Here is a 22945-nt window from a genome sequence, read left to right on the forward strand (position 1 = left end):
ATAGCGGGGGGAAAGCGGCAGGGAAACCGGTAATTCGACGCAGTTGAACCTATCGGAGGCTCAGACAGGTGCCAATCGCACCGGCTGGCCGTGCGGGGTCGTCAGATAGGCATCTTCCCAAGCATTTTTCATCGTATCCACATCTGCCGGTGCCGCCTCGCCCTGCTCGGCCAGCAGTGATTCCAATGTTTCAAGCCAGGCATGGAAGTAGTCATCACCACCATCCAGTTCGCGATCCAGGCCATGACGCTTAAGAGTCTGTGAAAACCGTGCCGCCCAGTACGACCAGTTAAACCGACCGGCTTCGTTCAATGCCACAGTCACGGCAAATACCTGCGCATGCCATGGCTCGACAAAGACAGGTTCAGGGGCGGAATGCGTCAGACAGTCACTCATTCGGGTTCCAGATAGCTTTGCCACAGATCCAGCACGACCTCATCCTGTGGATGTTCCGGGTTCGCCCACAGTTCTGATGCAGGGAATGCCACGGCATAAAGGGGTTCAGGTGCCTCACCCAATCTGTGCGCGCTCGAGTCGGGCAGCACATGTGTTCCATGGACCATCAGAATGCGGCCCCTCGCTCCGGCTGCGTAAATGGGTAACCGCGTGTGTCCACCGTCAACAAGACGGTTCGCAGCCGGGCGTGCAGTGACGACCTCCTGCCCGATTTCGAATTCCACAGGCACGTTCGAAGGCCGATCAGCGGGACCGCCACTGGCCAATACACCTGCTACCGCTTCCGCCTTCAATGCCCGATTGGCCAGAGCATGCTCGCCACCGTCAGCCTCACCCCGCAAGTCCTCTTCGGTCAACACACCGCTTTGAACCAACAGGTCGGCGAGAGCAGAAATCCACTTCTCGTAATAGGAAAACCGCGTGTAGTCCTTGGGCGACAACCTCTCGCGGGCATGGCGCGAGATATCAATGTTCCACTGCCCCAGCGATCCGGCGGCAAGCGTCACTGCCAGAGCCCGCGCGTGCCAGTCTTCGGCAAACACCGGGGCATCCTCAGATTCGGGATTAACCGGACCGTCACCGAAACGCCCGCCCATATCATGTACGCGCGTCATGATGGCACCTTGGGCAGGCCGGTTCCGATCATGCTGTCCCGCGTGACAAGGGCGGCAAGCTCTTCCTCACTAAACCCTTCGCTCCCTTTCGGTTGCATCGGCAGAACAAGATACCGCACCTCTGCTGTCGAATCCCAAACGCGCACCGATGTTTCAGCGGGCAACGTAACCCCGAATTCGGCCAGCACCTTGCGCGGCTCTCGCACAGCGCGGGCGCGGTAGGCATCGGATTTGTACCAGCCCGGCGGAATTCCCAGCAGCGGCCATGGGTAACAGCTGCATAAGGTACAAACGACCATATTGTGCTGCCCAGGCGTATTCTCGACCACGACCATGTGCTCACCTTGACGACCGTAGTAGCCCAATTCAGCCACCACCGAGGTCGCATCATTGAGCAAAGAATCTTTAAATTCGGGATCTGCCCAAGCCTTGGCGACGACACGCGCGCCGTTCTGGGGACCAATCTTGTTTTGATAGGTATCGATGATCTCATCCAACGCCGCGGGATCGATCAAACCCTTGCGAGTCAGAATCGTCTCAAGCGCTTTGACGCGGAGCGCGGGTTCAGGTGGCAAAAGGGCGTGCGGGTGGTCGTGATCATCATGTGGCATGGCCGCAGCCTGCGCGAGGCAAAGCCCTGCTGTCCAGTCCCTTTGCCGTGATCTGAAACATCACCGTTCTTGATGCCAACTCCTCCCTTGCCCCCAGCATCAAACTTGCATAGATACCACGCGATACACGTCACGCCGCACAGGAAGACCATGGAAAACGTCGTTCTCATCATCCACCTCCTCTTGGCCCTTGGCCTGATTGCCGTTGTTCTGATGCAGCGGTCCGAAGGCGGTGGCCTTGGCATGGGCGGCGGTGGCGGCGGTGCCATGACCGGTCGCGCAGCTGCAACCGCTCTGGGTAAGCTGACATGGATTTTGGCTGCGTGCTTTATCGTGACCTCGATCACGCTGACCATTCTGGCCGCTCAGAAGTCTTCTGGCAGTTCGGTCATCGATCGTCTGGGCGTTCCGGCACCTGCGGCGACCGAAGAAAGCACACCGGCGGTTCCGTCGGCGGATGATCTGCTGCCTCCGACGCAGGGCGACAACGCGCCGCTGATTCCGCAAGCCGACTGATCCACTAGACCTAGAAACCTAAAAGAGAACTGCAACAGCATCTTGCGGTTCTCTTGCGCTATTGGCGCGAATCCTTTATATGTGAAGTCCCGTGATGCAGCGGTTTTTCGGAACCGTCGGGCAGCTGATTTTGACGTCTCACGGGAGCAGCCGAAAACATGGCGCGTTTTATTTTCATCACTGGTGGTGTGGTTTCGTCCTTGGGCAAAGGACTGGCTTCGGCGGCTTTGGGCTCGCTGCTGCAGGCCCGGGGATATTCGGTGCGTCTGCGCAAGCTCGACCCCTATCTGAACGTCGATCCGGGCACGATGTCACCATTCGAACATGGCGAAGTGTTCGTCACCGATGATGGCGCGGAAACCGATCTGGACCTTGGTCACTACGAACGTTTCACCGGCGTTGCTGCGCGCAAAACCGACTCGGTCAGTTCAGGCCGGATCTATTCCAACGTGCTCGAGAAAGAACGCCGTGGTGATTACCTTGGTAAAACCATTCAGGTGATCCCGCACGTCACCAACGAGATCAAGGATTTCATCTCCATTGGCGAAGATGAGGTTGATTTCATGCTGTGCGAAATCGGTGGCACCGTTGGCGACATCGAAGGCCTGCCGTTTTTCGAAGCGATCCGTCAGTTCAGCCAGGATAAACCGCGTGGTCAGTGTATCTTTATGCACCTCACACTGCTGCCCTACATCAAGGCCTCTGGCGAGCTGAAAACCAAGCCAACCCAGCACTCGGTGAAAGAGCTCCGCTCGATTGGTCTGGCCCCCGACATTCTGGTTTGTCGCTCCGAAGGGCCTATCCCGACCAAAGAGCGGGAAAAACTGGCACTGTTCTGCAACGTCCGCCCTGACAGCGTAATTGCCGCGCAGGACCTGAGCACGATCTACGACGCTCCGCTGGCGTATCACCGCGAAGGTCTGGATCAGGCGGTTCTGGATGCGTTCCAGATCAGCCCGGCACCGAAACCCGATCTGGCGAAATGGGAAGATGTCAGCGACCGTATCCACAACGCCGAAGGCGAAGTGAAGGTTGCTATCGTCGGTAAATACACCCAGCTGGAAGACGCCTATAAGTCGATCGCCGAAGCCCTGACCCATGGTGGCATGGCCAACCGCGTTAAGGTCAAGGTTGAGTGGGTCGATGCCGAGATTTTCGACAAGGAAGACGCGGCTCCGCATCTGGAGGGCTATCACGCAATCCTCGTTCCTGGCGGGTTCGGAGAGCGCGGCACAGAAGGCAAGATCAAAGCAGCGCAATACGCGCGCGAGCACAAGGTGCCTTATCTGGGCATTTGTCTTGGCATGCAGATGGCCGTCATCGAAGCTGCCCGCAATGTTGCGGGCATCAAAGAGGCCGGTTCCGAAGAATTCGATCACGAAGCAGGCAAAAAGCGTTTTGAGCCAGTGGTTTATCACCTCAAAGAATGGGTGCAGGGGAACCACAAGGTCGAACGCAAGGTTGGCGACGACAAGGGCGGCACCATGCGCCTGGGCGCTTATGATGCTGTTCTAGGCGAAGGCTCAAAGGTTGCTGAAGTCTATGGCAGCACCAATATCGAAGAGCGCCACCGCCACCGCTATGAGGTGGACATCAAATACCGCGAGAAGCTCGAAGAGGCTGGCCTGAAGTTCTCGGGCATGTCTCCGGATGGTCGCCTGCCCGAGATAGTCGAATGGTCGGATCACCCATGGTTCATCGGGGTGCAATACCATCCCGAACTGAAATCCAAACCCTTTGATCCTCATCCTCTGTTCCGCGAGTTCGTGCGCGCAGCCAAGGAAACCTCGCGTCTGGTCTGACGCTTCTGCACACCTCTTTTGGTTGCCTTGCTCTTCGTTCCGGGTCAGTTTGGCCCGGAGCAAATTACGGAGCCGAGCCTGTGACCAAAGGATATTGGGTTGCCCATGTCGACGTGGACGACATGGATACGTACAAAAAGTACATCACCGCCAACGCTGAACCCTTCGCTGAGTACGGCGCGCGCTTTCTTGTGCGCGGTGGCGATCGCGTGGTCAAAGAGGGCGCATCAAGATCACGGACCGTGGTGATCGAATTTCCCAGCTACGAACAGGCATTAGCCTGCTATGAAAGCGATGCCTATCAGAAGGCAAAGGCCCTGCGCGATCCTGTGTCGATGGGCGATCTTGTGATCATTCAGGGCTATGACGGGTAGTCTCTGCTTGGCGGACCACAAAATATGGAATAACCTGTGCCCATGCTGAAGAAGTTCTTTCAGGCGTTTCGCCCGCCGCAACAAACCACCCTGCCAGATCCGGATGCCGAGCTTGCCCTGGGTGCTCTTTTGGTGCGCGTTGCGCAGGCCGATCGGGATTACAAGGTCGAGGAAATCAGCCTGATCGACCGGATTCTCGCCCGGCTTTATCAGCACAACGCGATTGAAGCCGCCAAAGTCCGCGCAACCTGCGAAAAGTTACATGCTGCGGCGCCGGAAACCGATACATTTGGCAAACTGATCCGCGAAACCACTGATCTGCAGGAACGCTTGGCAGCGCTTGAGGCGTTGTGGGAGGTTGTTCTGGCCGATGGCAACTCGGACGAAGGTGAGATCAAGATCGTCGAAGAAGCCCGCGCTGCCATGGGACTCAGCTTTAACGACAGTCGCGATGCACGCGAACGGGTGCAAAGTCGCTTGGAAGCCAGCTAACCTGCGTCTATATCTTTCTGCATGTTCAGTGATTTCCTGTCCCGGCTCACACAGCCGCAGCCCGACCCGCTTGCCGATGATGATGCCCGCTTGGCCCTGACGGCCCTGCTGGTACGCATTGCGCGATCCGACAATGACTATGCCGATACCGAGATGGCTCGGATCGACCGCATATCAGCCGAACGTTATGGCCTGTCGCCGTTCGAGGCTGCAGGTTTACGCGCCCGCGCCGAAGATCTGGAGGCCCAGGCCCCCGACACTGTCCGCTTCACCCGCGCAATCAAAGAGGCTGTCCCTTATGACCATCGCCTTGGCGTGGTCGAGGCACTTTGGTCCGTGGCGCTGGCCGATGGCGAACGCTCGGAAGACGAAGATTCGCTGATCCGATTGGCTGTCAGTCTGCTGGGCATCAGTGACGTGGATTCGGCACTCGCCCGTCAGAAGGCTGCAAAATCGTGACCGCAATGCTGGGCATGTATGACATGCCAGCACTTCAGCCAGCCAATGACCGATTCTGGACTTTGATTCGTGCCCATCTGGGCGAAGGCCCGGAGCACCTGACCAGAGATCGCGATTTCTGGGACATCTGGAAAGATCCGGAACTGGTTTTCGCACAAACCTGCGGCATGCCCTACCGGACACGTCTGCACGGTGAGGTACAACTGGTTGGGACACCGGATTACGGCTTACCCGGTTGCCCACCCGGCCACTACTGCTCGGTTTTTGTTGCACGGGTCGATGATGACCGCGATCTTGAAGGACTCGTCGCCGGGACCTTTGCCTACAACGAAGCGCTGTCGCAATCCGGCTGGGCCGCACCGGTGGTTCATCTGTCAGACCTTGGGCTTACACCCAGTTCCCTTCTGGAAACGGGCGGCCACGCTCTGTCGGCTCAGGCGGTGGCTGAAGGACGCGCTGATCTTGCCTCACTAGATGCCCTGACCTGGACGCTGCTCACCGAACATTCGGATCTGGGCGACAAGCTGTGTCAGGTCACAACAACCAAACCGACACCTGTGCTGCCCTATATCACCTCAAACGGACAGGATGCAGGCCGCATCGGACAAGCCGTTCGGGCAGCGATCGACAGCCTGACACCAGAAGACCGGCAAGCGCTTCACATCCATGGGTTGATCGATATCGCAGCCGAGGACTACCTCGCCGTTCCCAATCCGCCAACGCCGCAGGCAATTCGCACACAAACCTGACCATTTTGACCAAAACCTCTGGTCATTTCGGCGGTTTCGGGTCTTGAACTTGTCATTTGCGCATTGCATTGGTCAGTTTTTTAAGCCCTAGTACCGCACCAACGACGCCAACAACATCTGGACTACCCGTGACAGAATCCGCTCCCGTCATCGAGATCAAAAACCTTCACAAAAGCTTCGGTCATCTCGAAGTGTTGAAAGGAGTGGACATTACCGCGCATCGGGGCGACGTCGTCTCTCTGATCGGCTCATCCGGGTCCGGAAAATCCACTCTGCTGCGCTGCTGCAACCTGCTGGAAGACAGCCAGCAAGGCGAAATCCTGTTCAAGGGTGAGCCCGTACGCTGGTCTGGTGATCATCACCACCGCCGCCCGGCCGACCCAAAACAGGTACTGCGCATCCGTACAAACCTGTCGATGGTGTTCCAGCAGTTCAATCTGTGGGCGCACATGACGATCCTTCAAAACGTGATGGAGGCACCCGTCACCGTTCTTGGCCGCGACAAGGCCGAGGTTGAGGACAGCGCCCGCAAGTATCTTGAAAAGGTTGGCATCGGTGACAAATGCGATGTCTACCCGGCTCAGCTGTCGGGTGGCCAACAACAGCGCGCGGCCATCGCCCGCGGTCTTTGCATGGAGCCCGAAGCACTTCTGTTTGATGAGCCAACCTCGGCGCTCGACCCTGAACTGGAGCAGGAAGTAATCAAGGTGATCAAGGATCTGGCCGCTGAAGGCCGCACCATGATCATCGTGACACATGACATGAAAATGGCGGCTGATATCTCCAGCCACGTCGTGTTCCTGCATCAGGGCCTGATCGAAGAAGAAGGCACACCCGAGGATATCTTTACAGCCCCTGAATCCGCACGGCTTCAGGGTTTTCTCTCCGCCACCAAGGCGGCATAACTTCAGAACAGAACCAAACTGGGGAGTAACCAATGAAAAACCTGATTCTGACCACAGCAGCACTGGCGCTGACCGCCGGTATCGCAATGGCCGACACTGTCCGCATGGGTACCGAAGGCGCTTACCCTCCGTACAACTTCATCAACGATGCGGGTGAGATCGACGGCTTCGAGCGTGAAGTTGGCGACGAGCTGTGCAAGCGCGCCGGTCTGGAATGCGAGTGGGTCAAGAACGACTGGGATTCGATCATTCCGAACCTGGTTTCGGGCAACTACGACACCATCATCGCCGGCATGTCGATAACTGACGAGCGTGATGAAGTCATCGACTTTACCCAGAACTACTTCCCGCCAGCAGCTTCGGCATATGCAGCAGCTTCGGACGGTGTTGATCTGAGCGGTGGCATTGTCGCAGCACAGACAGCGACCATTCAGGCAGGCCACATTGCGCAAAGCGGCGCAACACTGGTGGAATTCGCAACTCCGGAAGAAACCATCGCGGCTGTCCGTAACGGCGAAGCCGATGCGGTATTCGCAGACAAAGACTTCCTCGTTCCGATCGTTGAAGAATCGAGTGGCGAGCTGGTTTTCGTAGGTGATGATGTACCGCTGGGCGGTGGCATTGGCCTGGGCCTGCGTGAATCGGATGGCGAACTGCGCGGCAAGTTCGACGAAGCGATCACCTCGATGAAAGCTGACGGCACACTGAACGAGCTGATCGTTAAGTGGTTTGGCGAAGGTGTTCCCACCTACAACGCTGACGGCTCGGTCGTTACCAACTAAGCCCTCCGTCTAAATGATCCGGCGCCGATTGGGCGCCGGATCACCCTGACCATCCGTCAGGCCTGACGTTCGAAAGACGCTTCATGTTTTCCTATTGCGCTGACCCCGACACGCTCGGCACGTTTCGCTGGTTCTCCTGCTATCTGACCAACGGCGTGCACTGGTCGTTCTACCTGTCGTTCGTCAAGGTTCTGGCTTTGCTGGCTGTAACCGCGCCCGTTGCACTCAGCTTTGGGTTTGCCGGTGCGATGGCCGCCCGCTCGCATTTCCTGCCGCTCAGCTGGCTCGGCAAAGGTTACATCGCAATCGTCCGGGGCGTTCCTGACATTGCCTTCTTTCTGTTCTTCGTCATCGCATTGGATCAGGCGTTCGAGTGGACGCGGCACAAGATTCTATGCCCCGAATGGACCGATCCCATTCGTCAGGGCAACGATTTCCTTGTCTGTCAGGCCGCAAAACTACCGCTGGGCACTGCTCCGGAATGGGTTCACGAAACCTATGGCTTTTTCCTCGCGGTCATCACTTTCTCTATCGTGTTCGGCGCTTTTGCAGCGAACGTCCTGTTTGGAGGTATGCGCGCCGTTCCGCACGCGCAGCTGGAGACAGCCGAAGCTTATGGAATGACGCGGCGCCAAACATTCTGGCGCATCCTGGTTCCGCAAATGTGGGTCTATGCCCTGCCCGGCCTGTCCAATCTGTGGATGGTTCTGATCAAGGCGACACCGTTGCTGTTCCTGCTGGGTATCGAAGATATCGTCTATTGGGCCCGCGAACTGGGCGGTACCAAGACATCCAAATTTACCGCCTACCCGCATGGTGACTGGCGCATGTGGTACTTCCTGTTCCTGCTGATCTTCTACCTTGGAATGACCCGCGTCTCGGAAATCGGGCTCGAGCGTCTGATGCGCAAGCTGTCCCACGGTCAGGCCACATCCGGTGGCGAGCTACTGCGCAAGGAGACCACCCAATGAGCTGCTTGCAAACCATTCAGGACTACGGCCTGCGTTCAATCGGACTTGGCGAACGCCTGTTGCCCCGCAGCGACTTTACCCTGTGCGAGCAGTTCACACTGATCGGCTCGGGCATGATCTGGAACGTCTATTTCGGGATCATGGCACTGGCGACAGGGTTCTTTTTCGCCACAGCACTGGCGGTCGGAAAGGCATCGCCCAACAAGTGGCTGCGCAAACCGGCCGAGTGGTTCATCTTCATTTTCAGGGGTTCACCGCTCTTTATCCAGTTTTTCTTCGCCTATTTCTTCTTCCTGTCGTTGAAGAAATCCTATCCGATGTTCGATGCGTTCACATCGGCATGGCTGGGTGCGCTGATCGTGCTATTCCTGAACACGGCCGCCTATTCGGGCGAGATTTTCTATGGCGCCCTGCGCTCGATCCCCAAGGGTGATATCGAAGCTGCGGATGCCTACGGCATGTCCGGTTGGTCGCGTTTCCGCCGGATTGTCTGGCCGACTATGCTGCGACTGGCTTGGCCTGCCTACACCAACGAGGCCATTTTCCTGTTCCACGCCACTACACTGGTATTCTTCTCGGCATTCCCGGCCTGGCAACAGCGCGGTGATGCGCTCTACTACGCCAGCTATTTTGCGGACAAAACGTTCAACCCGTTTATCCCCTACCCGATCCTCGCCTTCTATTTCATCCTGCTGACGCTGGTGATCGTCGGAGGTTTTGGTCTGGTCAACAAGCGACTGAACCGACACCTGCCCGCCGCCAGGAAAGCCAAGATGCGCTTCCGTCTGAATCTGGCGCGCTAAGCGCCGGGTTCTGACATCTGGTCCGGCTGGATCATCACCCGCAAAAAACCTTCAGCGCGGCCGCAATCAAACTTCGGCTAACAGGATGCGGGTCAGTTCTTCGGGCACATCGATCATGACGTAGTGCCCGCATTCTACCGAAACAGCCCGCCATTCGGTCTCGTGACTGACTTTCTCAAAATATGGGCGGCCAATCCCCGGGGTCCAGCCGGTTGCATAAACATAGATGCGCCTGGCCACTTTCTCCCAGTCGCCCACCAGTCGAATGGGCTGCTCGAAGCTCCGGAAGGGATGGGCGACGTTACGCCTGTCGACCCACGCACGGTCATCAGCGTTTACGGAAAATGCCTCAGCCGGTCCCGGCGCTGCGCGACCATCCATTGAACCATCCCGCAAGCCGGATGCCGCTTCGGCAGGCAGACAGTCCAACGTGTTCTGACCATCGTCAGGCACCAACGCATCAAGATAGACCAAAGAGCGGATTTTTTCAGGCGCATGGTCAGCAACTCCGGTGACAACCATTCCACCATAACTGTGACCACACAGAATGATCTCGGATAATTCTTCCCACTCAATCACCGCAAGGACATCCGTGATGTGTGTATCAAGATCGATGTCTTTGCTGAACAGATGCGACCGCTCTCCAAGACCCGTTAGTGTTGGCGTGAACACATCATGTCCTGCCCGGCGCAACAGCTTTGCGACGCGCTTCCAACACCAACCGCCCTGCCAGGCACCGTGAACCAGAACAAATGTTGCCATACCCTAAACTTCTGCCTCGAACTCATGGATCCAAGTCTACTGTAGGTGAAGCGTCGGCAATTGGTCCAAAGGAATGTGGGCAGGCAGGATTGATCTGCAGCCCTTACCCTACCTACGCAGCGGTCCCCGACCAAGCAGTGGTACAGCTATACCCACGCAACAGGATCCAACCTGAACAGCTTTGACAATTGCTCATAAACTTCCGGGTTTTCATGCTTGAGGGCTTGCGGCCGCTCGAAAAACACTTCGACCGAAACGGCAAAGAACTCTTCATGACCCTCGGCGCCGTACGGATCGATCACCGTTCGACGCCCACTCTCAACCGCATGAACATGGGCCTCAAAGGCCGTCAGAAAGACGCGCTCCCACTCCGCAAAGGTCTGACCTTCGGCCAGCAATGGAACACCATTCGTACCCCCAGACAGATCGTCGATCTGGTGGGCGAACTCATGAAACACGACATTGTGCCCGTCATGGTCATCTCTGGCACCTTGCTTACTGTGGGCCCATGACAGGATTACCGGTCCGCGATCCCAGCTTTCACCGGTGCGCACAATCTCCTGCTCGGTCACCACATAACCACTGTGCCTGCGTTGCTGGGATTTGAAAGCGTTCGGATAAATCAGGATTGTTGTGAGGTTGTCGTACCACATATCACTGTTCACGACGAGGATGCAGGCCTGCGCAGCAATGGACAGCTGCATTTCTTCGGTCACTTCCAGATCATCGCAGCCAATGAAATCGACCTGATCCAGAAACAGGTTCACCTTACCTTGCAGCCTGTCACGCAAATCCGGAGGTAGCCGTTTTACAATCGGCACCATTGCCTCGATGACCGCACGCTGATGTTCCGACAGAGGCGTTGCAAGAAGTGTGGCACGCGCCTGTTTCCGGGACCAGAAATAGTAGCCCATCCCCCCTGCAACCAGCAGCAGAATTGCAAAAAAAATCAACATGGCACAACATCCCAAATCTCTGTCAGCGTATGACACCCGAATGTCATCCGGAACTCAACATAGGTGTTCTTGGTTCTGAACGACAGCATTCCGGTAGCTGAAAATTCACAGCAGGTTGCCGAATTGACCCCGACGCGTTCATCCCTTTGTCGCGAAAGCCCAACCTGATGCGCCTGACTGTTAGGGCAGATCTCTGCTTATAGTTTGGCAAGTGAATGCACCAAGAGCGTTTGGTACAAATCAAATAATCCCACGGCGATCCTGCGTACGAAACCAATCAATCCCGATTTTCAGACGTCAGCTCAAAACGGCGTGCGGTAATTTGATCAAATTCCGTGACATCGTATTTCTCCTCGGCTACACCTTGCGAGAGCAAGACCAATGGAGTTCCCAATGGACCTGAGTACGCTGCACACCTTTCGCGTCGCCGCTTGTGACCTCAACGGTCAGATGCGAGGCAAGCGTGTACCCTCTTCTTATGCTGCAAAACTCGACAAGGGTGCAGTCCGGATGCCGTTTTCAGCACTCAATGTGGATCTCTGGGGGGCTGATATAGATGGCAGTCCGCTGGTATTTGAATCCGGCGATGCCGATGGTGTTTTGCTTCCGACAGAGCGCGGCCCGGTACCTATGCCTTGGCTTGATACACCAACGGCGCTGGTTCCGATGTGTCTTTACGACGACGATGGTAAGCCGTTTGCCGGTGATCCGCGCCACGCACTGGCAACGGTTTTGTCCGATTACGCAGAGCGAGGCTGGTCTGTTATCGCAGCTACCGAGCTTGAATTTACATTGCTGGATGCGTCGGGTTCATCGCCCATGCCGCCAATCAATCCACTAACGGGCCGTCGCCTTTCAGACGAGGCTGTATTGTCCATGGCCGAACTGGACGCGTTCGATGCATTTTTTAACGACCTGTACGATGGCTGTGCGGAGATGGGAATTCCGGCCCAGACCGCCATCTCGGAAAGTGGAATTGGTCAGTTCGAGATCAACCTGAATCATCAGGATGCGATGCGCTGTGCAGATGATACGTGGCTTTTCAAGGCTTTGACCCGCGGGCTTGCGCGCAAACACGGGTTCTCGGCAACCTTCATGGCCAAACCCTATTCCGAAGATGCAGGCAACGGGATGCATGTGCATTTCTCGGTTGTGGATGAGAAAGGCCACAATGTTTTCGATAATGGCGGTCCGGAGGGCACCGAGGTTTTGCGCTCAGCCGTTGCCGGTTGTCTTGCGGCAATGCCCGGCAGCACCCTGATCTTTGCGCCCCATGGCAACTCTTACACCCGCCTCATCCCGGGTGCACACGCCCCGACCGGTGCCAGCTGGGCCTATGAAAACCGAACGGCCGCCATCCGGATTCCCGGTGGCGCACCAGCGGCACGCCGGATCGAACATCGCGTCGCAGGCGGAGATATCAATCCCTATCTCATGTTGGCCGCTGTTTTGGGGGCCGCCCTCAATGGCATCAAAGATGGGTCACAGGCACCCGAGCCAATCTCGGGCAATGCCTATGAGATCGACGGCCTTCCCCAACTGGCAGGGGATTGGCAATCGGCCATTGCGGGTTTTGAAACCGATCCGCAAGTCGCTCGCATCTTCCCTGCCGATCTGATCCGCTTTATGGCGATGACCAAGCGGCAGGAAATCGCCCGCTTTGCAGACCGCCCGGCCGAGGAGCACTGGCTCAGTTATCTCGAGGCCGTATGACCCTCTTGCCCGTTGTCTGAGACTCGGCTAGATTAAATTTGATCAAATTTGGTGACCCATGAAAATCGGCATCCTTCAAACCGGCCACTCACCTGACGAGTTGACCGACAAGTTCGGCGAATATGACGAAATGTTCCGTACGCTTCTGGACGGAAACGGCTTTGAATACGAAACGTTTTCGGTTGTAGATCAGAAGTTTCCGCAAAGTGTTGATGATGCGGACGGCTGGATCATCACCGGCTCTCGTCACGGTGCATACGAAGACCATCCCTGGATACCCCCACTCGAGGATCTGATCCGCGACATTCAGCAAAGCGGCAAACCTCTGATCGGCGTGTGTTTTGGCCATCAGATCATCGCCCAAGCCCTTGGCGGGACGGTTGAGAAATTCAAGGGTGGCTGGGCAGTCGGTCGAACCGAATATGATTTCGACGGTCACAAGGTATCCCTGAACGCATGGCATCAGGATCAGGTCGTCGAACTGCCCGATGGCGCACAGGTGCTGGGTACCAACGATTTTTGCAAGAACGCGATGCTGTCCTACGGTGATACGATCTGGACCGTGCAGGCGCACCCGGAATTTTCGAATGGTTTTGTCGAAGGGTTGATGCAGACGCGTGGCAAAGGTGTCGTACCCGATGACCTAATGCAGGATGCCGCAAACCGACAAGATGCCTCGAACAGCAACCCGGAAATCGCACGATACATGGCGGATTTCTTAAAGAAAGCGAGGGCCTGATGGCCGATTGGACGGATAACCTGCCGCAGGCAGCACAGGACTATATCGATGGTCATCGCCTTGATGAGGTCGAGTGCATTATTTCAGACCTGCCCGGTATCGCACGAGGCAAGGCAGTTCCCGCATCAAAATTCGCACGGCAGTCTTATTTCCACCTGCCCGACAGCATCTTTTACCAGACCATCACCGGAGGTTGGGGAGAAGCGGCAGGCGAGGACGGGTTCATCGAACGCGACATGATCCTGAAGCCGGATTTCTCAACCGTGTCAGCCGCCCCCTGGACAGGCGACTGGACATTGCAGGTGATCCACGATGCTTACGACCGCGAGGGGGAGCCGATCCCCTACAGCCCGCGCAACGTGCTGAAGCGGGTTGTGCAACTGTATCGAGACAAGGGCTGGAACCCTATCGTCGCACCGGAAATGGAGTTCTTTCTGGTTGCCCGCAATGTCGACCCTGCGCAGGGCATCGAGCCCATGATGGGCCGCTCCGGTCGTCCGGCAGCAGCACGTCAGGCCTATTCGATGACGGCCGTGGATGAGTTCGGGCCGGTGATCGATGACATCTACGATTTTGCCGAACATCAGGGTTTTGAGATCGATGGCATCACGCAGGAAGGCGGCGCCGGACAACTTGAGATCAATCTACGCCATGGTGATCCGGTCAAGCTGGCCGATGAGGTTTTCTACTTCAAACGGCTGATCCGAGAAGCTGCGCTTCGCCACAATTGCTTCGCCACCTTCATGGCAAAACCGATCGAAGATGAGCCGGGATCGGCGATGCATATTCATCACTCGATCACGGATACTGAAACCGGGCAGAACATCTTCTCGGGTCCTCAGGGTGGTGAGACTGACGCATTCTACCATTTCATCGCTGGTCTGCAGACCCATCTGCCAGCAGGTCTTGCTGTGATGGCACCCTATGTGAATTCCTATCGTCGTTATGTGAAAGACCATGCCGCACCAATCAATCTGGAATGGGCGCGCGACAATCGCACTACCGGTATTCGCGTTCCCTTGTCGGGGCCTGAAAGCCGCCGGATTGAAAACCGCATCGCCGGTATGGATTGCAACCCGTATCTGGGGATCGCAGTTTCACTTGCCTGCGGGTATCTGGGACTGACGCATCAGGAACGTCCGCGCCGACAGTTTTATGGCGATGCCTATGAGGGCGATGGTGACATTCCGCAGGTCATGGGCGAAGCGCTGGATCTGTTTGATGAAGCTGAAGCCCTGCACGAGGTTCTCGGACCAGAGTTTGCGCGTGTCTATGGCATCGTCAAACGGGCGGAATACGAGGAGTTCTTGCAAGTGATTTCCCCGTGGGAGCGTGAGCACCTGCTTCTGAACGTCTGACGAGGGCGCTGAATGAACCTGCTCTACAGCAATGATACGCGCGGCGCTTATCCACCCAGTTGGTACGCCGCTACCGCACATGGTGCCGAAGAAACCGCTCCGCTGAATGGGCATGTAAAAGCCGACGTTTGTATCGTTGGTGGCGGATATACCGGATTGTCGGCTGCTTTGCATTTGGCCGAGGCAGGATACGATGTGGTGCTTCTTGAGGCTCATCGTGTGGGCTTTGGCGCTTCGGGACGAAATGGCGGTCAACTGGGCAGCGCCCAGCGCATGGAGCAGGAAGACCTGGAGCGGCTTGTCGGAGACGCAGATGCAGCCAAGCTCTGGGATTTGGCCGAGGATGCCAAGACACTGGTCAAAGAGCTGATCGGGAAACACCAGATCGAGTGCGATCTGAAGCCCGGCATAGCGACTTTGGGTTTCACCGATACCGAACGAGACGAATTACACGAGCATGCTGCGCACCTGTCGGGCAAGTATGGCTATGACCAAATACAGCAACTGGATAAGGCGGCCGGGCATGATTTGTGCCCCTCTCCGGCTTATTCTGGTGGCTTTCTGGATATGGGTGCCGCGCATCTGCACCCGTTGAATTACGCGCTCGGGTTGGCACGGGCTGCTATCAAAGCCGGAGCGCGTCTTCATGAAGGGACGGAGGTTCTGGCGGTTGACGAGGGGCAGCAGGTCACTATCCGAACAGAAAATGGTCAGGTGACTGCGGATCATGCGATACTCGCCTGCAACGGGTATCTGGGTGATCTGAACCGGCAGGTTGCTGCACGCGTTATGCCGATAAACAATTTCATTGCTGCAACAGAGCCCTTGGGGGCTGATGTTCAGCAGGTTCTGACCAAGGATATAGCAGTCGCCGATACCAAGTTTGTCGTGAATTATTTCCGGCTGAGTGCAGATGGACGTCTGCTGTTTGGGGGCGGTGAAAGCTATGGCTATCGGTTCCCGGCTGATATCGCAGCCAAGGTCCGCAAACCCATGGTCGAGATTTTTCCGCACCTGCGCGATGTCAAAATTGACTATGCTTGGGGTGGAACGCTGGCGATCACTATGCGGCGTATGCCGTATCTGACGCGGCTAGCACCCAACATCCTTTCCGCTTCGGGCTATTCCGGCCACGGGGTCGGCACCGCCACCCATGCGGGTCAACTGATGGCAATGGCTATTCAAGGCCAATCCGAAGGGTTTGACACGATGAGTAAAGTCCCTTCGCTGCCTTTCCCTGGCGGTCCTGCTCTGCGTAGTCCCCTATTGGTGTTGGCAATGACTTGGTACGCAATGCGCGACCGGTTGGGACTGTGACTTTCTAAACGCAACAATTTGGTGAAATTTCGCCGACAGCGCGAATGAGAGCTTGGCTTGCCCGCATCCTGACTTTATCTTTACAAAAGATAGAATTCGGGAAATCCAAATATGACGCTTCCACCCAACGTTCATGACGCCGAACCCATCCCAGCAGCAGCACGAGAAGCCATCGATGCATTAATGCAGTCGGGGGACTTGTTCCGCTACACCGCACCGCAGGATGCACCTGTCGCCCTGCTCGAGGCTGAGTTTGCGGAATTGCTGGGCTCCAAATACGCGCTGGCTGTTTCCTCATGCTCAGCCGCGCTATTCCTGTCGCTCAAAGCTCTGGACCTGCCACGGGACGCGCGGGTTTTGATCCCGGGCTTTACCTTTGCCGCTGTACCGTCATCGGTGGTTCACGCAGACTGCATTCCGGTTCTTTGCGAGGTGGGTGAGAACTATCGCATCGACATGGCCGACTTTGCAGTCAAACTTGATGACGTGCAGGCTGTAATCATCAGCCACATGCGCGGCCACACGTCCGACATGGACGCCATTATGGATTTGTGCAACGCGCGGGGCATTCCGGTTATTGAAGACGCCGCACATTCGCTGGGCACAACTTGGCATGGTCGCAATATCGGTACGATTGGCAATGTGGGATGCTTCTCGTTTCAGTCCTACAAGATGATCAATGCAGGCGAAGGTGGCATCCTGATAACTGATGATGCCGATCTGGTCGCTCGTGCCGTCATCATGTCGGGCGCATATGAACACAACTGGAAAAAACACAAAGGTCCGCGGGGTGATAACTCACCGGAATTGGAACAGGCCTTTGCCCGCTGGCAGAACCAACTGCCCCTTTATAACCTGCGCTTGAGCAACCTGAGCGCGGCCGTCATCCGCCCTCAAATCCCCGAGCTTGCGCGCCGTGTACGCGATGGCTTGGCGAACCACGATTATGTGGCCGAACGCCTCAACACCTCGCCCTACATCAATGTCCCTGCCCCACTGAAACCCGAGCGTCGCGCGCCGGATTCGATTCAGTTCAATCTGGTCGGGTTGGATGAGGCTGAAACACGCGCCTTTGCTGCCGCGGCAGATGCGCGTGGTGTCAAGGTTCAGGTATTTGGCCTGAGTGAAGACAACGCCCGTGCCTTCTGGAACTGGCAGTTTTTGCCTGAAAAGTTCGACCTGCCCCAGACACGCGACATGTTGATGAAAGCATGCGACGTGCGTCTGCCTGTACGTCTGACGCGGGAAGAGCTGGATGTCATCGCCGATATCCTGCTGGCTTCGGTCGCAGAGGTAGCTGACGCGGTCCCGGCCTACGGCACCTGACGTTTAGTCGTCGCCCAACTGAAACAAGTCAGGTGGCAAGAACAGCGCATCAATCCCCTCAGGGGTTGGTGCAATGCGAGACAGGATGCCGACCACCTGTAGTCCCGTCTCAGCCTGCGCCAGTAGCGGCGCGCCAGAATCTCCCATCATCACCGGGCAATTCGCTAGCATTAACCCGCCTCCATATAGGCGCGGATTGCAATTGTTGGTCCGGCTCAGCACATGCGGACGAAGACCCGGATAGCCAGCGACAAAGGCAGCGCCCTGTCCAGCCATTGCGACGTCCAGAAATCCGACCTTTTGACCAATAGGCTCATTCAGCTCCAGAACAGCCCAGTCCAATTCAGCACGATTTATGAAACTGCCGTCCACTCCCTGCTCAGGGGCCAAACGAAATTTTCTGACTGACGACACGGCAGCCGCCTTGCCACGCTCATACCCGGCGGCGAAACGAATGCTCGACGGGGGTATCCAACGCTTGCGGGCGCTGTTGTAAAGGCAATGCGCTGCAGTCAGGACCAATCGTTCAGATACGAGGACGCCAGTACAATGTGAACGCTGATTTCTGCCCGCAAAGTTGACGCGCCCGATCGCCCGCCAAGGGTCTTGAGACGCATCCAAGACTTCACGGGCACGGATATCACTGCAGCCCAGAGCCGTATCTTGGCCCAATGTGCAAATTGGCTCCCAGGTTTCTGAAAACTGGCCCTGCGCGAACACTCCTCCTGCCCAGAGCAATGCACCAAGCAGGATGAGCCATCGCATCCATGTCTCCGATCAGCTCAGTTTTGAGAGCTTCTGCTGCAACTCGGCCAGTTGTTTCTTGATATCGTCAAGGTCTTCCTTTGCCTCTGGCTTGGCCTCTTCTTCGCTATCAGGTCCAGACCAGTTGCCGGACAACCCACCGGTCATCGCTTTCAAAAACGCTTTTTGCTGCGCCTGCATCGCATCAAAGCCCGGAATGCCACTCATGGGATTCATGGCATTCATGTTTTCCATCATCTTGGTCTGGCTTTCGCGCAACATCTCGAACGAGCTTTGCAGGAATTGAGGCATCATGCCTCCGCCGGGGATCATGTAGCTGCGTACCAGATCGTTCAGGACGTTGACCGGCAGAACATTTTCGCCTCGGCTTTCGTGTTCGGCAATGATCTGAAGCAGATACTGACGTGTCAGATCATCACCGGTCTTCAGGTCTATGATCTGCACTTCGCGTCCGTCGCGAATGAACCCGGCAATATCCTCAAGCGTAACGTAATCGCTGGTCTCTGTATTATACAGTCGACGACTGGCGTAACGCTTTATCAACAGCGGTTTTTCTTGTTCTGACACCGGTTACCCTCCCCAAGGATGATGCGTTGCAGCAGAGGTTATGCGACTGCAGAACAAAAAGAAAGGGCAGGTCAAGCGACCTGCCCTCTTGCGATTGCACCGATTGGGAGGAATGGGTGCTTGTCGCGGACTTACCTTACTTGGCAGCCGATGCTTTTTTCGCAGCAGCGGTTACGTCGTTGGTAGCTTTCTTAACAGCTGCAGTTGCGTCTTCTGCAGCTTCTTTGCCGGCAGCCATCAGCAGTTCGATGGATTCGGACTGAACTTTCTTTGCGATTTCTGCGAATGCAGCCATGTTCTCGGCAGCAACTTCGGCAGACGCGCTGGCGAAATCAGTTGCGGCTTTGGCATAGTCGGCAGGCTCGGCTTTTGCTTTCGACATCTCGGTCAGCTTGGCCAGGGTTTCCTTGGTCCATTTGTTCGAGATTTCTGCCGACTTCTCAGCTGCTTCCAGAGCAACACCCGACAGTTTCTCGTTCAGAGAAGCAGTCGATTTGAATGCATCTTCCAGAGCAGATGTGTCTACCGGGAATGCGCCCATCATGTCTTTCATGATCGCGGTAAAGTCTTGGGTCTTTGCCATTGTCATAATCCTTTTTGCCGAACCGAGCCCACCCCGGTTTTCATCAGCTTGAAGGTAATATGATTGCCGCATTGCAGCATTTCAAGTTTTTTCTTGCTGCAGCGCAGAAATTTTTTGATTTCAGTGTAAAATCAGGCGCTTGCTTTGACCACAACATAGGTACCTGGAGCAGGTCCCAATGACGGGTGGCCCGAATCGCCCGGATCGCGGGCTGGCACTTGCTTGCCTGAACGCTTCTTCAGCCAAGCCTCCCACATCGGCCACCACGACCCTTCATTGAAGGTCGCATCTTTCAACCATGTGTCAGCGTCTGCCTTCAGATCCGCGTTTGTATAGTGCCCATACTTCTTCTTGCTTGGGGGATTGACGATCCCCGCAATGTGACCGGATTCCGACACCACGAATGTCTTGGAACGCGACCCCATTTTCTGCACACCGCTATAACAGTCTTTCCAGGCCGCGATATGGTCAGTCTGGCATGTGATGGCCATCAGCGGCACATCAACCTCGGACACTTTCAATGTGTGCCCCATCAACTCAAACCCGTCGGTGGCGAATTCATTTCGCTGACAGAGCCCCCGCAAATACTGCACTGCCATTTTAGCCGGCAGGTTCGCACCATCTCCGTTCCAATACAGCAGATCAAAAGCCGGAGGTGTTTCGCCCATCATGTAGCTGCGGATCGCGGGGCCATATATCAGGTCTCGTGATCTCAGGAATGAGAAGGTGCGCGCCATGATCCATGATCTCAGCAGGCCTTCCTTGTTCACTTCCTCTTCGATCCCGTCGATGAAGTCATTCTGCAGGAAAGGTGTGAACTCTCCCTGATCCGAGAAGTCCGTCAGCGCCGTAAAAAAGGTTGCCGACTTAACAGACTTATCTCCGCGTTGTTTGAGCAGCGACAGTGTGAGGCTGAGAGTGGTGCCCGCGATACAATACCCGACAGCGTTGACCTGCTTGACCTTGCAGATCTTCTTGACCTCATCAATCGCTGTCAGAAAACCGTCCTGAATGTAGTCTTCCATCCCGGTATCGGCATAGGATTCATCAGGGTTGACCCAACTAACGACAAACAGAGTGTACCCCTGCTCGGTCACCCATTTGATCAGACTGTTCTGCGCCTTGAGATCCAGAATGTAGAATTTGTTGATCCACGGCGGGAACAGCACGATAGGGGTCTCATGCACCGTCTCGGTTGCCGGCTTGTACTGGATCAGCTCCATCATTCGGTTGCGGTAAACCACATCGCCCGGAGTGGTCGCGATATTACCGCCAATCTGGAATGCACTTTCATCCGCCAGCTTGACCACAAGCTCGCCATCGTTGGCTTCGAGATCGGAAACCAGGTTTTCCAACCCCTGGATCAGCGACTGCCCTTCGGTTTCAACCGCTTTTTCCAGTGCATCCGGATTTGTCGCCAGAAAATTGGTCGGCGACATCATATCAACGATCTGCTGCGAAAAGTACTTCAGCCGCTGCCTGTCCTTGGCATCCAGATCTTCAACCGAGGCAACAGCGTGTGCGATAGCCTCGGCATTGGTCTGGTACTGCTGCCTGACCAGCCGGAAATAGGGGTTTGTCTCCCACAGTGGGTTCGAGAAGCGCTTATCACGGGGTAATTCCGCGTGCTCTTCAACCTCGGCACCGGTTAAAGCTTGCTGCGCCTCAGCAAAGTTCAGAACCGATTTGCCCCAGTATTCTATCTGTTGTTCCAATAACTTGGCAGGATTTTGCCAAGCCTCGGCCCAGTAAGCTGTTGCTGCTCGTGCAAAAAGCTCTTGATTCGGACCATCCAGCGCAGGGGTGTGTGGCTTTTTTGTCGCCATGACTTCGATCAGGCGCTTAGACAGCTGCTCGACCTTTTCCATATTTTCCTTAATACGTTCAATATGTTCGTCGGTCATTTCGGGTGCTTGGCCTTCACTTGTTGTCATTTTAACAATTCCCCCCTAACCTCGCTGCTATGCAGAATAACGTCGTGGGTGCTGGGGGGCAAAGCGGCGAATGGTCCGAACTCTCAGGCTGACACTCAGGAGGCCCCATTTCATGCGCTATATGATGACCTACGACCTCATGGAAACCATGCGCAACACCAACCAGTGGCTGGGTGCTACGGCCAGTGCGATGGCGTCGTATCCGTTGTTTTCCATGGTCCCCAATCCCGCGTTCAGCTGGATGGCTGCATGGGGTGAGGTCACCGAGCGTACATTCCAGCGCATGATCGTGAAGCCCGACTGGGGCATTCGTACGTTTACATGCGAAGATGGCAAGGATCATCTTGTTGACGTCACCACAGTTATTGAGCGTCCCTTTGGAGACTTGATCCACTTTCGCGTGAATGGGCGCGAAGAGCAACCACGCAAAGTTCTTGTGGTTGCACCGATGTCGGGCCACTATGCGACGCTGCTTCGGTCGACGGTCAAAAGCCTGCTGGTCAATTGCGAGGTATATGTCACCGACTGGCATAATGCGCGCGATATCCCGGTTTCCGAAGGCAAGTTCGATGTCGAGGACTACACGCTCTACCTTGTCGATTTTATGAAGGAACTCGGCCCGGACACGCATGTTGTTGCGGTTTGCCAGCCTGTTCCCCTGACCTTGGCCGCAACCGCGTATCTGGCTGAAGTTGATCCAAAAGCACAACCCAGCACGCTGACCCTGATTGGCGGGCCGGTCGATCCGGACGCGACCCCTACCGAGGTCACCGACTTTGGTCGTCGGGTAACTATGGGCCAGCTGGAAGAAACCATGATCCAGCGGGTCGGCTTCAAATACAAAGGCGTGGGTCGGATGGTATATCCGGGTCTGCTGCAACTGGCCTCTTTCATGTCTATGAATGCGGAACGTCACAGCAAAGCGTTCTCGGACCAGATCCAGCGCGTGGTTCGTGACGAGGCCACCGAGCACGACGCTCATAACCGTTTCTACGACGAGTACCTTGCCGTGATGGACATGACGGCCGAGTTCTATCTGTCGACCGTCGAGCGTATCTTCAAAAACCGCGAAATTGCGCGGAACGAGTTTGTCGTGGCGGGCCACAAAGTGGATATCGGCAAAATCACCGACGTCGCCGTCAAAACGGTTGAAGGTGCGAATGACGATATTTCAGCCCCAGGACAGTGCATTGCCGCATTGGACCTTTGCACCGGTTTGCCTGACAGCAAAAAGGCGAGCCATGTCGAGCCCGGCGCTGGCCACTATGGCATTTTCGCTGGCCGCAGCTGGCGCGACAATATCCGCCCTCTGGTCATCGATTTCATGAATGACAATCAGCGCAAGCCCAAATCCAAGCGGCGCGCTGCCAACAAGAACAGCGCAGCCTAAG

At 56.1% G+C, this 22945-nt stretch carries 25 protein-coding genes; 16 read left to right on the forward strand and 9 right to left on the reverse strand.

All coding sequences use genetic code 11. The annotated features are described in order from the left end of the window. Nucleotides 1-60: 60 nt before the first annotated feature. The 3 genes from GOX61_RS15440 to nthA are packed head-to-tail and all read right to left on the reverse strand — an operon-like array spanning nt 61 to nt 1681. A complete protein-coding gene (locus GOX61_RS15440; RefSeq protein ID WP_217353885.1) occupies nt 61-396 on the reverse strand; it encodes a nitrile hydratase accessory protein in 336 nt (111 codons plus the stop codon). Continuing rightward, nucleotides 393-1070, reverse strand: a complete 678-nt coding sequence (nthB, locus tag GOX61_RS15445; RefSeq protein WP_170335153.1) for a nitrile hydratase subunit beta — start codon at nt 1068-1070, stop codon at nt 393-395. The genes GOX61_RS15440 and nthB overlap by 4 nt, the downstream gene beginning before the upstream one ends. Further along, nucleotides 1067-1681 (reverse strand): nitrile hydratase subunit alpha, encoded by a 615-nt coding sequence (nthA, locus tag GOX61_RS15450; protein WP_170335155.1) that lies wholly within the window; start codon nt 1679-1681, stop codon nt 1067-1069. The genes nthB and nthA overlap by 4 nt, the downstream gene beginning before the upstream one ends. Nucleotides 1682-1831: 150 nt before the next feature. Between nthA and secG the strand changes: the two genes are divergently transcribed. From secG to GOX61_RS15500, 10 genes are all read left to right on the forward strand, one after another. Further along, on the forward strand, nt 1832-2197 hold the full coding sequence (secG, locus tag GOX61_RS15455) for a preprotein translocase subunit SecG (RefSeq protein WP_155151502.1): 366 nt from the start codon (nt 1832-1834) through the stop codon (nt 2195-2197). Nucleotides 2198-2355: 158 nt separating this feature from the next. Next, nucleotides 2356-3999, forward strand: a complete 1644-nt coding sequence (locus tag GOX61_RS15460) for a CTP synthase (RefSeq protein ID WP_155151505.1) — start codon at nt 2356-2358, stop codon at nt 3997-3999. 80 nt (nt 4000-4079) lie between these two features. Further along, a complete protein-coding gene (locus GOX61_RS15465) occupies nt 4080-4373 on the forward strand; it encodes a DUF1330 domain-containing protein (RefSeq protein ID WP_170335157.1) in 294 nt (97 codons plus the stop codon). A gap of 42 nt (nt 4374-4415) precedes the next feature. Continuing rightward, nucleotides 4416-4865, forward strand: coding sequence for a TerB family tellurite resistance protein (locus tag GOX61_RS15470; RefSeq protein WP_170335159.1), 450 nt, complete (start codon nt 4416-4418; stop codon nt 4863-4865). 21 nt (nt 4866-4886) lie between these two features. Next, nucleotides 4887-5324 (forward strand): TerB family tellurite resistance protein, encoded by a 438-nt coding sequence (locus GOX61_RS15475; RefSeq protein ID WP_155151512.1) that lies wholly within the window; start codon nt 4887-4889, stop codon nt 5322-5324. Beyond that, nucleotides 5321-6073: a phosphate/phosphite/phosphonate ABC transporter substrate-binding protein gene (locus GOX61_RS15480; protein ID WP_437436575.1), complete on the forward strand. Its 753-nt coding sequence runs from the start codon at nt 5321-5323 to the stop codon at nt 6071-6073. Before GOX61_RS15475 ends, GOX61_RS15480 begins: the two co-directional genes overlap by 4 nt. A 128-nt stretch (nt 6074-6201) precedes the next feature. Next, nucleotides 6202-6978 carry an ABC transporter ATP-binding protein gene (locus GOX61_RS15485; RefSeq protein ID WP_170335161.1) on the forward strand — a complete coding sequence of 259 codons (777 nt, stop codon included), beginning with the start codon at nt 6202-6204 and terminating at the stop codon, nt 6976-6978. Nucleotides 6979-7010: 32 nt separating this feature from the next. Then, nucleotides 7011-7760, forward strand: a complete 750-nt coding sequence (locus tag GOX61_RS15490; RefSeq protein WP_155151515.1) for a transporter substrate-binding domain-containing protein — start codon at nt 7011-7013, stop codon at nt 7758-7760. Between the two features lie 83 nt (nt 7761-7843). Beyond that, complete coding sequence (locus tag GOX61_RS15495) at nt 7844-8731, forward strand: ABC transporter permease (RefSeq protein ID WP_155151517.1); 888 nt, start codon at nt 7844-7846, stop codon at nt 8729-8731. Then, nucleotides 8728-9534 carry an ABC transporter permease gene (locus tag GOX61_RS15500; protein WP_170335163.1) on the forward strand — a complete coding sequence of 269 codons (807 nt, stop codon included), beginning with the start codon at nt 8728-8730 and terminating at the stop codon, nt 9532-9534. Before GOX61_RS15495 ends, GOX61_RS15500 begins: the two co-directional genes overlap by 4 nt. Before the next feature lie 66 nt (nt 9535-9600). Here the strand turns inward: GOX61_RS15500 and GOX61_RS15505 are convergent, their stop codons facing one another. Beyond that, entirely contained in the window at nt 9601-10296 is a 696-nt protein-coding gene (locus GOX61_RS15505) for an alpha/beta fold hydrolase (RefSeq protein ID WP_170335165.1), read from the reverse strand. Between the two features lie 146 nt (nt 10297-10442). Beyond that, nucleotides 10443-11252, reverse strand: coding sequence for a zinc-dependent peptidase (locus GOX61_RS15510; protein WP_170335167.1), 810 nt, complete (start codon nt 11250-11252; stop codon nt 10443-10445). Between the two features lie 393 nt (nt 11253-11645). Between GOX61_RS15510 and GOX61_RS15515 the strand changes: the two genes are divergently transcribed. The 5 genes from GOX61_RS15515 to GOX61_RS15535 all read left to right on the forward strand — a co-directional run bounded on the left by GOX61_RS15515 (nt 11646) and on the right by GOX61_RS15535 (nt 17705). Continuing rightward, nucleotides 11646-12965: a glutamine synthetase family protein gene (locus tag GOX61_RS15515; protein ID WP_170335176.1), complete on the forward strand. Its 1320-nt coding sequence runs from the start codon at nt 11646-11648 to the stop codon at nt 12963-12965. 58 nt (nt 12966-13023) lie between these two features. Continuing rightward, complete coding sequence (locus tag GOX61_RS15520) at nt 13024-13704, forward strand: type 1 glutamine amidotransferase (protein ID WP_170335178.1); 681 nt, start codon at nt 13024-13026, stop codon at nt 13702-13704. Further along, nucleotides 13704-15062: a glutamine synthetase family protein gene (locus GOX61_RS15525; protein WP_155151537.1), complete on the forward strand. Its 1359-nt coding sequence runs from the start codon at nt 13704-13706 to the stop codon at nt 15060-15062. Before GOX61_RS15520 ends, GOX61_RS15525 begins: the two co-directional genes overlap by 1 nt. 12 nt (nt 15063-15074) lie before the next feature. Then, complete coding sequence (locus GOX61_RS15530; protein ID WP_170335180.1) at nt 15075-16379, forward strand: NAD(P)/FAD-dependent oxidoreductase; 1305 nt, start codon at nt 15075-15077, stop codon at nt 16377-16379. Nucleotides 16380-16490: 111 nt separating this feature from the next. Continuing rightward, nucleotides 16491-17705, forward strand: coding sequence for a DegT/DnrJ/EryC1/StrS family aminotransferase (locus GOX61_RS15535; RefSeq protein WP_170335182.1), 1215 nt, complete (start codon nt 16491-16493; stop codon nt 17703-17705). A gap of 3 nt (nt 17706-17708) precedes the next feature. On the opposite strand, the gene GOX61_RS15540 is transcribed toward GOX61_RS15535, so the two are convergent. The 4 genes from GOX61_RS15540 to GOX61_RS15555 all read right to left on the reverse strand — a co-directional run bounded on the left by GOX61_RS15540 (nt 17709) and on the right by GOX61_RS15555 (nt 21554). Then, a complete protein-coding gene (locus GOX61_RS15540; protein WP_170335184.1) occupies nt 17709-18470 on the reverse strand; it encodes a trypsin-like serine peptidase in 762 nt (253 codons plus the stop codon). A gap of 12 nt (nt 18471-18482) precedes the next feature. Then, nucleotides 18483-19037 carry a polyhydroxyalkanoate synthesis repressor PhaR gene (phaR, locus tag GOX61_RS15545; RefSeq protein ID WP_170335186.1) on the reverse strand — a complete coding sequence of 185 codons (555 nt, stop codon included), beginning with the start codon at nt 19035-19037 and terminating at the stop codon, nt 18483-18485. Nucleotides 19038-19173: 136 nt separating this feature from the next. Continuing rightward, complete coding sequence (locus GOX61_RS15550; protein WP_155151549.1) at nt 19174-19620, reverse strand: phasin family protein; 447 nt, start codon at nt 19618-19620, stop codon at nt 19174-19176. A gap of 131 nt (nt 19621-19751) precedes the next feature. Further along, a complete protein-coding gene (locus GOX61_RS15555) occupies nt 19752-21554 on the reverse strand; it encodes a PHA/PHB synthase family protein (protein ID WP_170335188.1) in 1803 nt (600 codons plus the stop codon). 112 nt (nt 21555-21666) lie between these two features. On the opposite strand from GOX61_RS15555, the gene phaZ reads away from it, so the two are divergent. After that, nucleotides 21667-22944: a polyhydroxyalkanoate depolymerase gene (phaZ, locus tag GOX61_RS15560; protein WP_155151555.1), complete on the forward strand. Its 1278-nt coding sequence runs from the start codon at nt 21667-21669 to the stop codon at nt 22942-22944. The last annotated feature ends 1 nt before the right edge of the window (nt 22945 follow it).

The organism is Ruegeria arenilitoris (genome assembly GCF_013030265.1).
Taxonomy (GTDB): Bacteria; Pseudomonadota; Alphaproteobacteria; order Rhodobacterales; family Rhodobacteraceae; genus Ruegeria; species Ruegeria arenilitoris_E.

What these genes read in the sequence shown, in the direction of transcription:
- GOX61_RS15550 (WP_155151549.1), bottom strand. Translation starts at nt 19,620, where the DNA reads ATGGCAAAGACCCAAGACTTTACCGCGATCATGAAAGACATGATGGGC.
- GOX61_RS15500 (WP_170335163.1), top strand. Translation starts at nt 8,728, where the DNA reads ATGAGCTGCTTGCAAACCATTCAGGACTACGGCCTGCGTTCAATCGGA.
- GOX61_RS15510 (WP_170335167.1), bottom strand. Translation starts at nt 11,252, where the DNA reads ATGTTGATTTTTTTTGCAATTCTGCTGCTGGTTGCAGGGGGGATGGGC.
- GOX61_RS15460 (WP_155151505.1), top strand. Translation starts at nt 2,356, where the DNA reads ATGGCGCGTTTTATTTTCATCACTGGTGGTGTGGTTTCGTCCTTGGGC.
- nthB (WP_170335153.1), bottom strand. Translation starts at nt 1,070, where the DNA reads ATGACGCGCGTACATGATATGGGCGGGCGTTTCGGTGACGGTCCGGTT.
- GOX61_RS15440 (WP_217353885.1), bottom strand. Translation starts at nt 396, where the DNA reads ATGAGTGACTGTCTGACGCATTCCGCCCCTGAACCTGTCTTTGTCGAG.
- GOX61_RS15555 (WP_170335188.1), bottom strand. Translation starts at nt 21,554, where the DNA reads ATGACAACAAGTGAAGGCCAAGCACCCGAAATGACCGACGAACATATT.
- GOX61_RS15535 (WP_170335182.1), top strand. Translation starts at nt 16,491, where the DNA reads ATGACGCTTCCACCCAACGTTCATGACGCCGAACCCATCCCAGCAGCA.
- GOX61_RS15540 (WP_170335184.1), bottom strand. Translation starts at nt 18,470, where the DNA reads ATGCGATGGCTCATCCTGCTTGGTGCATTGCTCTGGGCAGGAGGAGTG.
- secG (WP_155151502.1), top strand. Translation starts at nt 1,832, where the DNA reads ATGGAAAACGTCGTTCTCATCATCCACCTCCTCTTGGCCCTTGGCCTG.
- GOX61_RS15475 (WP_155151512.1), top strand. Translation starts at nt 4,887, where the DNA reads ATGTTCAGTGATTTCCTGTCCCGGCTCACACAGCCGCAGCCCGACCCG.
- GOX61_RS15520 (WP_170335178.1), top strand. Translation starts at nt 13,024, where the DNA reads ATGAAAATCGGCATCCTTCAAACCGGCCACTCACCTGACGAGTTGACC.
- phaZ (WP_155151555.1), top strand. Translation starts at nt 21,667, where the DNA reads ATGCGCTATATGATGACCTACGACCTCATGGAAACCATGCGCAACACC.
- GOX61_RS15525 (WP_155151537.1), top strand. Translation starts at nt 13,704, where the DNA reads ATGGCCGATTGGACGGATAACCTGCCGCAGGCAGCACAGGACTATATC.
- GOX61_RS15490 (WP_155151515.1), top strand. Translation starts at nt 7,011, where the DNA reads ATGAAAAACCTGATTCTGACCACAGCAGCACTGGCGCTGACCGCCGGT.
- GOX61_RS15470 (WP_170335159.1), top strand. Translation starts at nt 4,416, where the DNA reads ATGCTGAAGAAGTTCTTTCAGGCGTTTCGCCCGCCGCAACAAACCACC.
- GOX61_RS15530 (WP_170335180.1), top strand. Translation starts at nt 15,075, where the DNA reads ATGAACCTGCTCTACAGCAATGATACGCGCGGCGCTTATCCACCCAGT.
- GOX61_RS15515 (WP_170335176.1), top strand. Translation starts at nt 11,646, where the DNA reads ATGGACCTGAGTACGCTGCACACCTTTCGCGTCGCCGCTTGTGACCTC.
- GOX61_RS15495 (WP_155151517.1), top strand. Translation starts at nt 7,844, where the DNA reads ATGTTTTCCTATTGCGCTGACCCCGACACGCTCGGCACGTTTCGCTGG.
- nthA (WP_170335155.1), bottom strand. Translation starts at nt 1,681, where the DNA reads ATGCCACATGATGATCACGACCACCCGCACGCCCTTTTGCCACCTGAA.
- GOX61_RS15505 (WP_170335165.1), bottom strand. Translation starts at nt 10,296, where the DNA reads ATGGCAACATTTGTTCTGGTTCACGGTGCCTGGCAGGGCGGTTGGTGT.